The organism is Variovorax sp. 54, assembly GCF_002754375.1.
Classification (GTDB): domain Bacteria; phylum Pseudomonadota; class Gammaproteobacteria; order Burkholderiales; family Burkholderiaceae_C; genus Variovorax.
Genome location: NZ_PEFF01000001.1, coordinates 3,787,635 through 3,803,104 on the forward strand (window position 1 = coordinate 3,787,635; position 15,470 = coordinate 3,803,104).

At 70.0% G+C, this 15,470-nt stretch carries 8 protein-coding genes; 6 read left to right on the forward strand and 2 right to left on the reverse strand.

Features of this window, described 5'->3' with window-relative positions; genetic code table 11:
- Positions 1-43: 43 nt before the first annotated feature.
- From CLU95_RS30925 to CLU95_RS17595, 5 genes are all read left to right on the forward strand, one after another.
- Positions 44-202 carry a hypothetical protein gene (locus CLU95_RS30925; RefSeq protein ID WP_167481191.1) on the forward strand — a complete coding sequence of 53 codons (159 nt, stop codon included), beginning with the start codon at positions 44-46 and terminating at the stop codon, positions 200-202.
- Between the two features lie 29 nt (positions 203-231).
- Complete coding sequence (locus CLU95_RS17580) at positions 232-2,421, forward strand: catalase (RefSeq protein ID WP_099794797.1); 2,190 nt, start codon at positions 232-234, stop codon at positions 2,419-2,421.
- Positions 2,422-2,757: 336 nt separating this feature from the next.
- Positions 2,758-4,749 (forward strand): CHAT domain-containing protein, encoded by a 1,992-nt coding sequence (locus CLU95_RS17585; RefSeq protein ID WP_257214652.1) that lies wholly within the window; start codon positions 2,758-2,760, stop codon positions 4,747-4,749.
- Positions 4,750-4,869: 120 nt separating this feature from the next.
- Positions 4,870-6,594, forward strand: coding sequence for a ShlB/FhaC/HecB family hemolysin secretion/activation protein (locus CLU95_RS17590; RefSeq protein WP_099794799.1), 1,725 nt, complete (start codon positions 4,870-4,872; stop codon positions 6,592-6,594).
- Positions 6,595-6,596: 2 nt separating this feature from the next.
- Entirely contained in the window at positions 6,597-12,059 is a 5,463-nt protein-coding gene (locus CLU95_RS17595) for a two-partner secretion domain-containing protein (RefSeq protein ID WP_099794800.1), read from the forward strand.
- Between the two features lie 10 nt (positions 12,060-12,069).
- On the opposite strand, the gene CLU95_RS17600 is transcribed toward CLU95_RS17595, so the two are convergent.
- A complete protein-coding gene (locus tag CLU95_RS17600; protein ID WP_180288629.1) occupies positions 12,070-12,936 on the reverse strand; it encodes a glycosyltransferase family 25 protein in 867 nt (288 codons plus the stop codon).
- A 47-nt stretch (positions 12,937-12,983) separates the two neighbouring features.
- Between CLU95_RS17600 and CLU95_RS17605 the strand changes: the two genes are divergently transcribed.
- Positions 12,984-14,729, forward strand: a complete 1,746-nt coding sequence (locus CLU95_RS17605; protein ID WP_257214810.1) for a glycosyltransferase family 2 protein — start codon at positions 12,984-12,986, stop codon at positions 14,727-14,729.
- Here the strand turns inward: CLU95_RS17605 and CLU95_RS17610 are convergent.
- Positions 14,687-15,466 carry a hypothetical protein gene (locus CLU95_RS17610; protein ID WP_099794803.1) on the reverse strand — a complete coding sequence of 260 codons (780 nt, stop codon included), beginning with the start codon at positions 15,464-15,466 and terminating at the stop codon, positions 14,687-14,689. The genes CLU95_RS17605 and CLU95_RS17610 overlap by 43 nt on opposite strands.
- Between the last annotated feature and the right edge of the window lie 4 nt (positions 15,467-15,470).

A 15,470-nucleotide genomic window follows, 5' to 3' on the forward strand; every position in this document is an offset into this window, starting at 1 on the left:
ATTCGCCGGCATGCGGCCCCGCTTTTCTCGGAGGGAAGACACCATGGAAATCTCAGCACTGTTCGATTCGCTCATGGGCACCTGGGGCGACGACATCCTGATCTGGGCGGTGGCCGCCGTCGCCGGCTGCATCGGCCTGATCGCCGTGGTGAACGTGCTCGACATCTTCATCGGCAGCGGCAACAGCAACGAGGTCGGCTGAGCCGGCCCGCATCGATGCCCAGAACCCCGATGTCTCCCCAGAACAAGGCCGCCGCGGGTCGCCGCGCCAGCACCGCCAAGACGGGCGACGGCGCCAACGCCAAGCAGCTGCAGCTCGACGGTTTCACCACCGAGCACCCCACGCACCTGACGACCAACCAGGGCTTGCAGATTCCCGACAACCACAACTCGCTCAAGGCGGGCGTGCGCGGGCCGACGCTGCTCGAAGACTTCATCCTGCGCGAGAAGATCACGCACTTCGACCACGAGCGCATTCCCGAGCGCGCCGTGCATGCGCGCGGCTCGGCGGCGCACGGCTACTTTCAGGTCTACCAGTCGATGTCGCAGTACACCTGCGCCGACTTCCTGCAGGACCCCGATGCCAAGACGCCCGTGTTCGTGCGCTTCTCGACCGTGGCCGGCTCGCGCGGCTCGGCCGACACCGTGCGCGACGTGCGCGGCTTTGCCGTCAAGTTCTACACACGCGAGGGCAACTACGACCTCGTGGGCAACAACATTCCCGTGTTCTTCATCCAGGACGCGATGAAGTTTCCCGACCTCATCCACGCCGTCAAGCCCGAGCCGCACCACGAGATGCCGCAGGCCGCGAGCGCGCACGACACCTTCTGGGACTTCGCCTCGCTCATGCCCGAGAGCACCCACATGCTCATGTGGGCCATGAGCGACCGCGCCATTCCGCGCAGCCTTCGCATGATGGAAGGCTTCGGCGTCCACACCTTCCGCTTCGTGAACGCACGCGGCGAAAGCCACTTCGTGAAGTTCCACTGGAAGCCCAAGCTCGGCGTGCACGGCCTCGTGTGGGACGAGGCACAGAAGATCGCCGGCAAGGACCCCGACTTTCATCGCCGCGACCTCTGGGAGGCCATCGAGCAGGGCCATTTTCCCGAATGGGAACTGGGCGTGCAGATCATCGCGCCCGACAAGGCCGAGTCGCTGGGCTTCGACCTGCTCGACCCCACCAAGCTCATTCCTGAAGAGATGGTGCCCGTGCAGCGCATCGGCAAGCTGGTGCTCAACCGCAACCCCGACAACTTCTTTGCCGAGACCGAGCAGGTGGCCTTCCACCCGGGCCACGTCGTGCCCGGCATCGACTTCAGCAACGACCCGCTGCTGCAGGGGCGCCTGTTCAGCTACACCGACACGCAGATCTCGCGGCTGGGCGGTGCCAACTTCCACGAGCTGCCGATCAACAAGGCCGTATGCCCGTTCCACAACATGCAGCGCGACGGCATGCACCGCCAGACCATCGCGCGCGGCCAGGTCGCCTACGAGCCCAACACCCTGGGCAGCGGCACCGAGTTCCGCGTGGACGGCGGCAGCCACGGCTTCCAGTCGTTCCCTGAAGAAATCGAGTCGCCCAAGGTGCGGCGCCGCAGCCCGTCGTTCGACGACCACTTCACGCAGGCACGCCTGTTCTTCAACAGCCAGAGCACGGCCGAAAAGGAACACATCGTCGCGGCCTTCCGCTTCGAACTCTCGAAGCTCGAAGTGCCCGCCATCCGCCAGCGCATGGTCGACAACCTCGCACACGTCGACGAGAAACTCGCACGCCGTGTGGCCGAGCCGCTGGGCATCGGCGAGCCCGATGCGAAGGCGGCCGCAGGGTATGCAGGCTTTCGCGAATACCGCATCGAAATGCCCATCGACGAATCGCCCGCATTGCGCATGAGCGATGGCAGCGCCGACGGCGTGGTGCGCACGCGCAGGGTCGCGATCCTCGTGGCCGACGGCGTCGATTCGGCGTCGCTCAAGCCGATCCGCGACGCGCTGGAGCAGGTGGGCGTGCAGTGCAAGGTGGTGGGCCCGAAGCTCGGCACCGTGGCCAGCGCGTCGAAACGCCAGATCGACATCGACATGACCTTCACGAACACCGCCTCGGTGATGTTCGACGCCGTGCTCGTGCCTGCCGGTGCCGAGGGGGCTGCTGCGCTTGCCGCGCAGGGCGATGCCGTCCACTTCGTGCTCGAGGCCTACAAGCACTGCAAGGCGATCTGCGCGGTGGGCGAGGGCGTGCAGTTGCTCGCGACGCTGGGCGTCACGCCAGAAGGCGAGGCACCGGCGGGCGTGGTGGTGGCCGAGACGCCTGTCACCAACCTGGGCGACGCCACTGCGGCGACGCAGATCGCGCAGGACTTCATTGCGGCGATCGCGAAGCACCGGCATTGGGACCGCGTCAACATCGACAGCGTCCCGGCATAGTGCTACGCCATTTGCGCTAGACCGTATTGCGAATAGGCGAGGTGAACACCCGCTCCTAGACTTTCCCACGAGGCCTGAACGGCGCGCACTCCCGCGGCGTCGAGCGTTCGCGGCAGCGAGTGCATGGGTCGAGGGGGTTCCATGGCGTGGTTTTCGAGATGGGGATGTACGCATCCGGCGCGTCGCCGTGCCGGTCTCGCCGGCGCGGTCGGCCTGGTGGGTGTCTTGCTTCTGGGCCCTGGCGGTCCTTCAGCGCTGGCGCAACGACCCGCGCCACCACCTTCTGCTCCCGCTGCTTCAGCGGGTGGTCCGAATGCCGAAGCCGCGGCCGACCGGATGGCGCAGGCGCGCCTGGCGGACACCGACACGCTGCTGGCGCTGACCAGCGAAGGCGCGGTGCTCTACGGGCAGGATGCGGTCAAGCTCTCGGGCTATCAGTACTGCAGCCAGGCGGTCGCATTGGCCGAAGCGGGCGAGTTCCGCCAGAGCGTGCGCGCCGCGAGCAAGGCGCTGCACCTAGCCAACGCCACCAGCGACCCGAACCTGCGCGCGGTGGCCAACCGCGACCTGGCGATCGTCTACAGCTACTCGGGCCAGCTTGAAAAGGCCGAGGAGTTCGCACGCGAAGCGCTGCGCCACACCGCGAGCGACCCCAAGCTGGTGGTCGGTCCGGTGCAGAAAGTGATCGGCGACGTGCGCACGCGGCGCGGCGATTTCGCCGGCGCGGTGCTCAGCTACGACGAGGCACTGGCCAACAGCTCGCCGCGCTATGCGCCGCTGGTGCAGGCCTCGCTCGTCAACGCACTCATTGAATCGGGTGACGCGGTGCGCGCACGCCAGGTGCTCGGCGGCATGGCCGAGCCGCGCGAAGCACCGCTGGCCGCGCAGCTCGAACGCACGCGCGCCCGCCTGCTGCTGGCCGAGAACAAGCCGGCCGAGGCACGCGACAAATACCGCGCGCTCACCACGCGCCAGGTTGGCACCGACACCGCTTACTACCGGCTCTGGGCCTGGGACGGCGTGGCGCGCAGCGAACTCGCGCTGGGCCAGAAGCAGGCCGCGGCCGACGCCGCGGGCCGCGCGCTCGCCGATGTCGACCAGGTGCGCGCGCGCTTTCGCAGCGAAGAAGTGAAGATGGGCCTGTTCTCCGACCTGCAGTCGGTGTTCGAGCGCGGCGTGGCGGTGTACAGCGAAGCGGGTGATCCGACGCGGGCCTTCGAGGTCAGCGAGCACAGCCGCTCGCGCGCGCTGCTCGATGCGGTGCGCGGCCGCGCGAAGCTCAGCGAGTCGTCGGCCGGCATGGTCGGCGTGGCCGCGCTGCAGCGCACGCTGGCGGCCGACGAGCGCGTGGTGCAGTTCCACGCGCTGCCCGACCGCCTGATGGTCTGGGTCGTGGGCCCGGACGGCATCACCGAGAAACGCATTCCGGTGAAGCGCGAGGAACTCACCGAACTCGTCGAGACCTTCCGCAATTCGATCGTGCGTGGCCGCCGCGCCGCCATCACCAACGCCGACAAGCTGGGCGCCGCGCTGCTCGGCCCGTTGGGCCTGGTGCCGGGCCAGCGCGTGGTGGTGGTGCCGCATGGGCCGCTGCACTACCTGCCGTTCCAGGCGCTGCGCCTGGACGGTCGCTACCTCATCGAGACGCACCCGGTGTCGGTGGCGCCGTCGATCAGCATCGCGGTGCAGTTGGCGCAGCGCACACCGCGCGTGAACGCGTCGCTCACGGCCTTCGGCAATCCGCGCATCGAAGACAAGTACGACCTGCCCGGCGCCGAGACCGAGGTGAAGCAGCTCGCGCAGCTGTTCCCGCGCAACACGGTGTACATGGGCGCCGCCGCCACCAAGACGCAGTTCCGCGACGTGGCCTCGCGCTCGCCGCTGATGCACGTGGCGGCGCACGCCGAGGCCGACGAGGTCGATCCGCTGTACTCGCGCATCCTGCTGGCCAACGAAGGCGGCAAGCAGAACTTTCTCGAAGCGCACGAGATCCTCGCGCTGCCGATGGAAGGCACGGCGCTGGTCACGCTCTCGGCCTGCGAGTCGGGCCTGGGCCGCATCGCGCAGGGCGACGAGGTGCTGGGCTTCACGCGCTCGTTCCTCTCGGCCGGCAGCTCCAGCCTCATCGCCTCGCTGTGGCCGGTGTCGGACGACGCCACCGCCGTGCTCATGGGCACGCTGTACGGTGAACTCGCCAAGGGCCGCGACATCCAGAAGGCCATGCAGGCCGGACAGCTGGCCGTGCTGAAGGACCCCAAGATGTCCCACCCCTTCTTCTGGGCGCCGTTCAACCTGATCGGCAACTGGCGTCTCACCGTGGGGAGCTAGAAATGTTGCTCGCCCCCAGTCTCCCCGCACTTCGTGTCGGTCCGCCAACCCCCTACCGGGGGCGGTCCGGCCGCTTCGGGCGGCCGTGCGCGGCGGCCCCCACGAAAAAGAAGAACTGCCATGGCCATTGACAAGATCCGCCTTCGTCCACGGCCGACGCCGGTCGCTCTCGCAGCCATGGCGCTCGTCGGTGCCACGCTGTGGGTCGCCGTGCCCCGCGCCCATGCGCAGGAAGCCACCACGCTGCTTCCCACCAAGGACCCCTGCGGCAGCTGCGACCGCCCCGTGGCACAGGCCCCCGGCGCCGTCGCCCCGCAAACCCTGCCCGCGCCGCCACGGCCTGCTGCGGGCGCAGGCAGCTTCAAGCTCACCGACCTGCGCCTGAACGGCGTGAAGGCGCTGAGCAACGAAGAGCTGCAAACGATCACCGCGCCGTACATCGGCCGCGACGTCACGCTCGGCGACCTCGAAGGGCTCGCGCAGGCGATCACCACGCGCTACAAGGAGCGCGGCTACTTTCTCGCGCAGGCCGTGGTGCCGGTGCAGACGGTGCGCGACGGCATCGTCGAGATCAGCATCATCGAAGGCCGACTCGGCAAGGTCGAGGTGCTGGTCGCACCCGAGGCGCCGATCAGCGAGGCGCGCGTGCGCGGCTTCCTGGCGGCACTGCAGCCGGGCGAGGCCGTGAACGCACCGGCCTACGAGCGCGCGATGCTGCTGCTGTCGGACCAGCCCGGCCTCAAGGTCTCGTCCAGTCTGCAGGAAGGCGCGCAGGCCGGCACCACCGATCTGTCGGTCGAGGTCGAGGCTGGCTCGCGCTGGGCCTTCTCGGCCGAGGCCGACAACCACGGCACCAAGGAGGCGGGGCGCTACCGCGTGGGCGGCACGGCGCGCTGGCTCAGCCCCTTCGGCATCGGCGACAACCTCGATGCGCGCCTGCTGCTGTCGAACAACAGCGCGCTGCAGTACGGCCGTGTGTCCTACGAGGCGCCGCTGGGCACCAGCGGCCTGCGCGGCGGCATCGGCATCTCGCGCGTGAGCTACGACCTGGGCGGCCAGTTCGTCGACCTCGACGCGCGCGGCCGTGCCGACGTGCTCGACGTGTCGCTCAACTACCCGCTGATCCGCCAGCGCCAGCAGAACCTGTTCCTGCGCCTCACGGCCGACGTGAAAGACCTCACCGACGAACTGCGCGGCGTCGACTTCACGGCGAAGAAGCGCGTGCAGGGCTTCGGCATCGGCTGGGCCTGGGAACGGCGCGACGAGGTGCTGGGCGGCGGCTACTGGGCCAGCTCAGGCACGCTGTACCACGGTGACCTGTCGATCCGCGATCCACAGAGCTTCCAGTCCGACCAGCAGTTCGGCGGGCGCCACACCGAAGGCGGCTTCACCAAGCTGAGCTTCCAGGTGTCGCGGCTGCAGGCCATCGTGCCGCGCCACTCGCTGTACTTCTCGATCGGCGGCCAGTGGGCCAGCAAGAACCTCGACGCCTCCGAAAAGCTCGCACTCGGCGGCGCGCGCGCGGTGCGCGCCTACCCCTCGGGCGAACTGCTGGTGGACCAGGGCCTGATCGGCACGCTCGAATACCGCTGGGCCGCCACCGACGAGGTCACGCCCTACCTGTTCTACGACGCGGCACGCGGAAAGATCGCGCGCCATCCCTCGCCCTTCGATGGCGAGAACTCCCACAGCCTGCGCGGCTACGGCATCGGACTGAGCTGGTCGCGCCCGGGCAACTTCTCGATCAACGCCACGCTCGCCTGGCGCGCCGGCACACCGCCCGCGCAGACCGACGGCGGCGGGCGCAATCCGCGGCTGTACGTGCAGCTGCAAAAGGCGTTCTGACCATGAAGCCACGCACCTTCCAACCCCGGCATCCGCTGCGCCCGCTGGCGCTTTCGATCGCCTGCATGGGCCTGGCCCCGGCGCTGGCGCAAACCATCCTGCCGAGCTTCGGACTGAACGGCTACACCACGCAGGGCGGCGTGACCGTGGGCAACTCCACGTCGGCCAGCGGCGCGGGCGGACAGGCGCTGGGGATCTCGCAGTCGTCGCTGCGCGCGATCATCAACTGGAACACCTTCTCCATCGGCGCCAAGGACGCGGTCAACATCAACCAGGTGATGGGGGCGTCGAGCATCCTGCTCAACCGCGTCACGGGCAATGAGCTCTCGACCATCGCCGGCCAGCTCACGGCCAACGGGCGCGTGTTTCTCGTCAACCCGAACGGCGTGGTGTTCAGCCAGGGCGCGACGGTCAACGTGGGCGGCCTCGTGGCCTCCACGCTGGGGCTGAAGGCCACCGACTCCGAGTTCCTCGGCGGCGCCACCCAGCTCACGTTCGACCGGCCCGACGGCAACACGGCCGTCGTGAGCAACGCGGGTGTGCTCACCGCCACCAGCGGCCCCGTGGTGCTGATGGGCGCCGAGGTGACCAACACCGGCCGCATCGTCGCCGACGGCAGCACCGTGGCGCTGGCCTCGGGCCGCAAGATCAGCTTCGACCTCGGCAACGACGGGCTCACCAACCTCGTGGTCGCGGCCGACGCCATGGCCACGAGTGCCAAGGTGGTGAACGCCGCAGGTGCCACCTTGCAGGCCGATGGCGGGCGCGTGATGCTCGTCGGCAGCTCCAGCACGGCGGGCCAGCTGGTGGTGAACCAGTCGGGCACGGTGCGTGCGCGCACGCTGGAGAACGTCAACGGCGAGATCGTGCTCGGCGCGGGCCGCGACAACCGCATCGAGATGAACGGCGGCACGCTCGATGCCACCGGCGGGGCAGGGCAACGCGGCGGCAACATCCGCATCGCGGCCGGGCAGGTGCGCATCGAAGGCACGGGCGGCGGCGACCAGCGCGCGGTGATCGATGCCAGCGGCCAGGCCGGCGGCGGCAGCGTGTCGGTGCATGGCTACGACGTGGCGCTGTCGTCCACCTCGGTGCTGCGCGCCGACGCCACCACGGGCGGCGCGGGCGGCACCATCACCACGGCCAGTGCCCAGGGCCGGGCCCTGGTCGGCGAGGCCGATCCGGCGCCCGAGCGCAATTCGCAGCTGCAGGCCTACGGCGAGATGACCGCGCGCGGCGCGGGCGCCGGCAAGGGCGGCGCGATCTCGAACGAGGCCGATGCGGTGCGCGTGCAGGCTGTGCGTGTCGACGCGGGCGGCGGCGCACAGGGCGGCGCCAACGGCAGCTGGACGGTGAACGCGAAGCTGACGGACCTGGGCATCGTCAATGCCGGCGACGTGCCCGCCTATGACGGCACGCTGCCGTCCTTCGGTTTCAGCACGGTGAGTGCCGGCAACGTCGGCGACACGCTGGGCCGCGGCACCGACGTGACGCTGGCCAGCGGGCGCACCGGGTTCGACGCGGACGTGTCGTTTGCGGCCGGTGCGCAGGTCATCAAGAGCGAAGGCGGCACGGCGCGGCTGCGCATCGACTCCGCTGGCAGCATCGTGATGAACGACGGTTCGGCCATCGCATCGCAGCAGGGCGCGCTGCATGTCGACTTCAACGCCGATTCGACCAGCCTCGTCGCCGCCAACGCGAAGAACATCAACAACAGCAGCGGGCAGCCCTCCCTGGAGAGCGACTACGCGGGCGCGATCGTGCTGAATGGCGCGACCATCACGGCCAACGGCGGCGACGTGCGCTTCTTCGGCCAGGGCGACGCGCAGAACGGCCGCGCCATCGGCGGCGTGGTCCCGATCGGCGGCGAGGCCATCACCCTGTCCGACGGCATTTCGATGAACGGCAGCCAGGTCACCACCGGCGGCGACGGCCGCGTCACGATGCGCGGCCAGGGCCGCACCTGGATCGACGACCAGAACAACAGCGACTTCATCTTCCGCGGCAGCAACGGCGTGTCGATCACGGGCGGCACGGTCGAAGCCGGCGCCGGCGGCCTGCAGCTCGACGGCCTCGCAGGCTACGGGCGCAGCGGCGTGGCCATCGGCAGCGGCGCGGTGCTGAAGTCCGTGGGCGACATCGGCATCCTGGGGCAGGGCCCGACCTGGACCTCCAACATCGGCGGGGCCGCGGTGGGCACCAGCACGGCGGTTGTCATCGACGACGCCACCGTCGCCGGCGAGCGCAACGTGCGCATCGAAGGCCAGGGCGCGAACCTCGACGGCCTGCGCACCGACACGGGCTTTGCGACGGGGAACATGTCGGCCGGCGGCGGCAACGGCGTCGCCATCCGCGGCGCGGTCTCGGCCGGCGCGGGCCGGCGCATCGATGTGATCGGCCATGCAGGCAGCGAAGGCTTCAGCGCCACGCTCAATGGCCCCAACATCGTCATCACGCCCTCCACCACGCCCACCTACGGCGTGGCCGTCACGGCCGACGCCGACCGGCCGATGGCGCTGCGCACCGACGGCGGCACCATCGCCATCGACGGGCAGGGCACCGACATCTCGATGCGCCTGGTCACCTCCTTCTCCGGCGTGGCGACCAGCGTCGGCACGCTGGCCTCGGTGGCCAGCGACAGCGGAAAGGGCGGCAGCATCTCGGTGCAAGGGCGCAACGTGCTGATCGACGGCGCCACGAATTTCGACGGCTCGCCCGCGGTGGCACGCCTGGATGCCAGCGGCGCGACCGGCGGCGGCAGCATCGACATTGCGGCCAGCAACGCCATCGCCATCGGACAGAACACCAGCCTCGAAGCCAACGCCGGTGCGGGCACGGGCAACGGCGGCAGCGTGAAGGTGGTAGCAACCGAGACGCTGCGCGCCTACGGCCAGCTGTCGGCGCGCGGCGGCACGGCCGGCGGCAACGGCGGACGCATCGAAACCTCGGCCGGGCGCTTCGACCTGCGCGGGGCGCGCGTCGATGCCTCCGCGTCCGCAGGCACAGCGGGCCAGTGGTTCATCGACCCCTTCGACCTCACCATCAGCCACGGCACGACCGGCGGCACGCTGCCCACCAACCCGTACGACGCGCTCGCCAACTCCACCATCGAGGACGGCGACATCAACACCGCGCTCAACGGCGGCACCAGCGTGCGGATCTCCACCGGAACCGGCACGGGCGGCAGCGGCGTCATCACGCTCGAACCCGATGTGGACATCAACTACACCGGCTCCAAGGGCCCGCTCACGCTCCAGCTGGACGCTGCCAGCGGCATCCAGACCCGCACCCCGGGCACCACCATCCGCGCGACCGGCGGCGACGACCTGAACGTGGTGATGAACGCCGGCGTCAATCCCGACGGCACGCCCTCGGGCAGCAGCGGCTTCATCGACTTCGCGGGCAACATCCTCACGCAGGGCGGCAGCGTGACGATGAACGCGGTGGGCACGGGCACGCCCGGCAGCGGCTTCATCCGGCTGAACGGCGGGCAGGTCATCACCGACGGCGGCAACGTGTCGCTGCTCAGCGGCCAACCCGGCGCGCCCACCGGCACCGTGATCCTCACGCAGGACGTGCAGGTCGACACGCGCGTCGGCCAGAGCAACGCGGGCGCGGGCGGCAACGTGCGCATCGAAGGCGGCGACGTGCTGCTGCAGGGCGCGCGCATCGCCAGCGCCACCGGCAACGTGGACATCCTCGGCACCTCGACCACCTGGGACAGCGGCGTGGTCATCACCGACGGCCAGCTCGGCCCGAGCACCATCAGCACCACCAGCGGCAACGTCACGGTGCAGGGCGTGGCGCGGCGCCAGGCCTCGTCGACCTTCGCGGCGGCGCACGGCGTGCTCATCAACGGCGGCAGCAGCATCACCACCGGCAGCGGCAACATCGCAGTGCGCGGCTACAACTTCAACAACGACCCCTCGGCGCCCGGCGCCACCGAAGACAGTGGCGTGCGGCTGGAAAACGGCGCGCAGCTCGTCACCACCGGCGGCGGCAACATCGAGGTCACGGGCCGTTCGCAGAACGGCGGGCGCGGCGTCGTGCTGCAGGCCGGCGGTGCGCCCACTGCGCCGGGCGCGCTGCCCGGCATCCGCAGCAGCGGTAACGTGCTGCTGCGCGCGAGCAACGACGGCAGCGGCGATTCGATCGTCATCGAAGCGCCGGTCGTCGCGGCCGGCACCATCGACCTGCGCCCGGGCGGGGTCGATGTGAACATGACCGCATCGGACGACACGGCCACGCCCATCGTGCTGGGCGGACCGACGGTCAACGGCTTCTCGGTGTCGGGCGCGGAGTTCGCGCAGCTGTCGGCGCCGACCATCGTCGCGGGCAGCACCACGCATGCAGGCGTCATCACGGTGGCGGGCGCGCTCTCGACTTCCGGCGCGCTCACCTTGCAGAACGAAGGCGGTGGCGGTGGCATCGCGCTCAACGCGCCGGTCTCGGCCGCAACACTGGGGCTGCTGTCGGCGGGCAACGTGAGCCAGTCGGGCGCGGGCACGATCACCGCGGGTGCGTTGCTCGCACGCTCGCGCAACGGCAGCGTCGATTTGCGCAACCCGGCCAACGACGTGGCCACGGTCGGCGGCGGCGCGGCGGGCGGCTTTGCCTACGTGGACGCGAACGCGGTCACGATCGGGCCGGTGTCGGTCACGGGCTTCGACGCGGCGGGCAACCTGCCGCAGGTGACGTCAGCCGATTCGATGGCCGCGAACACCGTGTTCGTGCGCACGCTGAGCGGCGACCTCACGCTCGGTGCGCCGGTCAGCAGCACCAGCGGCACCGACCTCGTGGCGGCGGCGCGCTTCCAGAATCCGGGCGGATTCGGCATCTCGGGCGCGCTGTGGCGCGTGTGGGCCGACACCTGGGTCGGCGAAACGCGCGGCGGTCTGGCCGGCTCGGGGCCGCTGCCCAACTTCTATCACTGCGCCTACCTGGGCCTGTGCACCGTGACCGTGACGCCGGGCGACAACCACTTCATCTACGCGCAGCAGCCGACGGCCACGGTGGTGATCGCCGACGCTTCGCGCACGGTGGGGGCGCCCAACCCGTTCTTCATCTACAGCCTCACGGGCCTGATCCTCGGCGATACGGGCGCGGGCTTCAGCGGTTCGATGTTCTCTGCGGCGCTGCCGGGCAGCCCGACGGGCCTGTACCCGATCAACGGCACCTTCACCTCGGCCGAGGGCTACGCGGTGCGCGTGGTGCCGGGCCAGCTGCGCGTGAGCGGCCTGCCGTTGCTGCCTTCGGTGGACGTGGTGCGCGAGCCGCTGACCTCGTACCTGTACGACCGGAACATCGGCCAGGCGCCGATCTGCCTGGCCACCGGCCCGCTCGACGGCGACCGCGCACAGCAGGGTGCCGACGTGCTGGCGCGCGAATGGTCGCGCGTGCGCTCGCGGCCCAACCTGCTGAGTTGCGTGAACACCGAGCGGCGCAACGGCTGTTCGGACTTTTGAGAAAGCAGTGTCAGCGCGGCGCGTGATCGCGGGCCGTGAGCACGAAGAGCTGCGCCATCAGGTCCGCGAGCAGCCGCAGCTGCGGGTCGTCGGTGAGCGGTGCGTGCCGCCACGCGGCAACCTGCGCGTCGAGGCCTCCGAGCGGCCCCGCGAAGAACAAGCGCCGCAGCGCGCCGCCGAGCACATCGTGCGCCGCCGATTCCGCGGGGCTGCCGAGGGTGCTGTCGGCATGGCTGCCCCATGCCGGCGTGGCGAGGAAGGGCGAGAGCACCGTGCCTTGCAGGCGGCCGTCGCGCAGGAAGCTGCCCAGCGTCAGGTCGTACGGTTGCGAAGGTCCGTTCGCAAGCGCTTCCTGCAGCAATGCGGGCAGCACGCGCAGGCCCTTCGGCATCACGAGGTAGGCGACCGCGCCCCAGTTGTAGAGCGTGCGCGCGTCGAGAAAGTCGATGCCTGTCAGCGCGTGACGCGACGCGCCGCTGCCTTGCGGTGGCAGGCGCCGTTGCAGGCTTTGCCAGAGCGCGAGCAGGTGCTGCGTCGAGGTCACGGGCTGGCATTCGAGGAACGCGATGTCGCAGCCTTCGGCTTCGAGCTGTGCGAGTGCGCCGCTGCGCAGCACGGCCGGCAGGGCCTCGCTGAGCTGCGCATCGTCTTCGAGCACCAGCAGTGCCTCGCCGGGGTTCGCGAGGGTGAGGGCTTCGGTGTGCGAGAGAAAGCAGGCGCGCTCGCCGGGCGTGATCGGCGCGCTGCCAGGCGCGAGTGTCTGCGCATCGATGGCGGCGTGCCGCCGGACACCCGTCAGCCCGAGCCGTTGCAACTGCGCGTCCATCGCGGCGCGGCGATCGGTGCTTCGCTCGAGGTTGATGTAGCAGCCTTGCATGGGCATCTCCGGTGCTTCATCGCTGAAGGAGCGATGCAGTGAACAGCATGACGTCGGGCGACCAGGAGAATGACACGGGCCGCCCTTGGCTCAGCGTCGTGCTCCCTTTCTACCGCAAGCTGGCCGAGTTCGAGCGTGTGCTGCCGATGAATGCGGGGTATTGGGCGCGACCGGGCATCGAGGTCGTGCTCGCGCTCGATGAGCCCGGCGAGGAAGCCGGCGTGTTGGCGCTGGTCGCGCGCTTTCCGCAGATCCGCTGGAAGGTACTCGTGAACGACGTTGCGCATGCGTGGCGCCCGCCCTGCAAGGCCATCAACGCCGGCGTGCGCTGCAGCGCAGGGCGCTTCGTGCTGGTCCATTCGCCGGAGTCCGCCTATGCGAGCGATGCGCCGGCCCTGCTGCTGGAGGCGGCGATGGGGCACGCGCGCGGCGTGGCGGTGGGCCGCGTCGGCTTCGCGCGCTTCGATGAACTCACGGACACGCTCGAATCGGCCTTCGCACGTCAGGTGCCGCCCGAGCTGCTGCTGCAGACCTTCTACGGTTCGCTGTGTTGCGCGCGGGAAGCCTTCGATGCGGTGAACGGCTACGACGAATCGTTTGAAGAGTGGGGTGGCGACGACGACAACCTGCGCGTGCGCCTCGAGATGGCGGGCTGGCAGTTGCTGGCCTGTCCGGACGCGCACCTGCTGCACCTGTCGGACGAGACGCGCACAGGCGGCGAACAGTTCGACCGCGATATCGACTGGGTCCGATGCACGCCGCACGAGGCGCGCGTGGGTGATATCGGATGGGGCCGTGATTTCGATCGCATCGCGCGCGACGACAGCGCCAGTGCATGGCCCGCCGAGGCACCGGCCTGGCTGGCCACCGCACCGGCGGTGCCGATGGGTTCGCGCCGCCAGTGCGAGGTCTGCGCGCGCCTGCTGCACCACGAGGCCTGCGCCTTCCATTGCCCGTTGTGCGCGAACCCGCCGATCGCGCCGCGTCTCACGTCGCGGCTGCGCATCGTCTGCGTGCTGCAGGTGCGCAACGAGGCGCGCTATCTGCCCGGATGCCTCGACCACCTGCGCGGCCATGTGGACGGCATCGTCGCGCTCGACGACGGCTCGACCGATGGCACCGCCGACATCTTGCGGCGCGAGCCGATGCTGCTGGAGCTGCTGTCGAACCCGCCGCGCGACGACGGCGCACACGTCTGGCACGAGAACGAGAACAAGCGCCGCCTGCTCGAAGCGGCACGCCGCCACGGCGCGGGCTGGGTGCTGGTGTGCGATGCCGACGAGCGCTACGAACAGCTGTTCCTGCGCCATCTGCATGCCACCGTCGATTCGCTGCCCGACCACCAGCTCGCGAGCCTGTCGCTCGTGTCCTGCGAACTCTGGAATTCGCCCGATGCCTGGCGCAGCGACGGCCCATGGGGACGCAAGTCGCGCGCGCGACTGTTCCGGTTGCCGCAGCAGATCGCGTTCGACCAGAGCCCTGCGCTGCACAGCCCGTGGCTGCCCGACGATGCGCAGCGCCACGGCCTGATGTTCTACAGCCGCTACCGGCTCTATCACCTGAAGAGCATCCGGCACGCGGACCGCGTGGCGCGGCGCGATCTGTACACGCGGCTCGATCCGGCGCGGCAGTTCCAGGCCATCGGCTACGACTACCTCGCGGAAGAAGGACCGGCGTTGCGGCTGGTGCCTGTTGCGCCAGACCGCGACTACGACCGCAGCACCTTGCCCCCGGACTTGCAAGAGCCGGCTCAGCCGCCCAACCCCAGTGTTCTCGCAAAGTCGCCGCGGTAGGTGCGCAGGCCCTGGTGCGACAGCTGCGAGCGCGTGTCGACATGCACGCGTCCGCCGATCGATTGCCAGCGGCGGCAGAAGCCGTAGTCCTCGCTGAGGTAGCGCCCGTTGCCCGGCTCGGCAAACACGTCGAAGAAACGGTAGTGCGGGCGCGCCGCGACGACCGGATCGTCCATGCGGTCGGGCGTGTAGCGCAGCTCGGGCAGCGCCTGCGCCATCTGCTCGAGCACATGGCGCGCGATCAGCATGAACCCGGTGGGCGCATCGAGCACTTCGAGAAAGCCGTCGGCATCGACACGCGCGGCCGCATCGTTCACGTTGACCGGGAACGCGGCGTGCAGCGCCTCGAAGTCGGCGCGCGTGGCGCCGGTCGGCAGCGGTGCGCGCAGGCCGCCGTCGGGCCAGCCATCGCTCTTGTGCGGGTACACGCCGGCCACCACATCGCGGCCCGCGCCGAGCAGCCGCAGCGCGGCCTCGGGTTCGAAGCCGATGTCGGCGTCAATCCAGAACAGGTGCGTCCAGCGCGTGTCGGCCAGGAACTCGGCGGCCAGCCGGTTGCGGGCGCGTGTGACAAGGCTGTCGCCATCGAGAAAGCGCGTTTGCATCGCGAAGCCGTGGGTCCACGCGAGGTTGACCAGGCCGAGCAGGCTGCGCACGCACTCGGTGCCGACCGCGCCGCTGTGGCAGGGCGTGGCGACGAAGGGGCGGACGTTTTTCAGGTCGACGGCGTTGGGCATTCGG